Origin of the sequence: Acrocarpospora corrugata, from assembly GCF_009687845.1 — a bacterium.
Classification (GTDB): domain Bacteria; phylum Actinomycetota; class Actinomycetes; order Streptosporangiales; family Streptosporangiaceae; genus Acrocarpospora; species Acrocarpospora corrugata.
The window spans coordinates 1-900 of the sequence record NZ_BLAD01000025.1 but is presented as its reverse complement, the minus strand read 5'-3'; the positions used below and the strand labels follow the sequence as shown (position 1 = coordinate 900).

Genomic DNA, 900 nt, shown 5'->3' with positions numbered 1-900 from the left:
GGGTGGGGGAGAACTCGCGGATGGTGCGGCGGGCGTAGATGACGTCGGCGGAGCCGTGGCGGAAGAGGTCCTCGTCGGCGGGGCGGAGGAGGGCGGTGACGCCGGGGCCGTCGGGGGCGGTGATCAGGTGGGCGAGGCCGCGGACGATGGCGACGGGGACTCCGGCGAGTTTGCCCTTGGCCAGTTCGGCGGCGGCGGCGATCTCGTCGATCAGGGCGGTGACGGTGGCGTTGAGAGGGTTGCCGTAGGGGTCGGACTGGCCGCGGTAGTCGTCGAGGGGGCGGACTCCGGCGGCGCCGATCGCCAGGTCGGTGAGGCCGTGGCGCCAGGGGCGGCCGAAGGTGTCGGAGACGATCACGCCGACGTCGGCGCCGAGGCGGTCGCGGAGGCCGGCCCGGATGCGGCGGGCGGAGGCGTCTGCGTCCTCGGGTAGCAGCAGGATCGTCCCCGGTTCGGTGTTGGAGGCGTCCACCCCGGCGGCGGCCATCACGAACCCCTGCCGGGTCTGCGCGATGACCAGATCCCCCCGCCGTGCCACCACCCGCTCGGTCTCCTCCGCGATGGCCTCGGCACGGCTGTCGCCCTTCCGCACCCGCCCTTCGGCCTTGCTCACGATCTTCGACGTGACCACCAGGATGTCCCCGTCGATGATCTCCACTCCGGCACCGGCCACCAACGCGGCGATGTCGTCCCCGGGCACAACCTCCGGAAGACCCTCAATGCCCTCAATCTGAATCATCGTTCCTCGTCCTCAAGACTCGTGTTCGTCGGCGACACCGGAGACCATTCGCCGGCACCCGGCACCGATCATCCAGTTGCCGCCGTGCCGCCGTGCCGCCGTGCCGCCGTGCCGCCGTGCCGCCGTGCCGCCGTGCCGCCGTGCCGCCGTGCCGCCCCGCC

The 900-nt window shown here is 73.0% G+C and carries 1 protein-coding gene; it reads right to left on the bottom strand.

What is annotated here, in order from left to right:
- The coding region (locus tag Acor_RS00155; RefSeq protein ID WP_155334416.1) for a coenzyme F420-0:L-glutamate ligase at positions 1 to 739 on the bottom strand (739 nt) is incomplete at its 3' end.
- Positions 740 to 900: the final 161 nt, after the last annotated feature.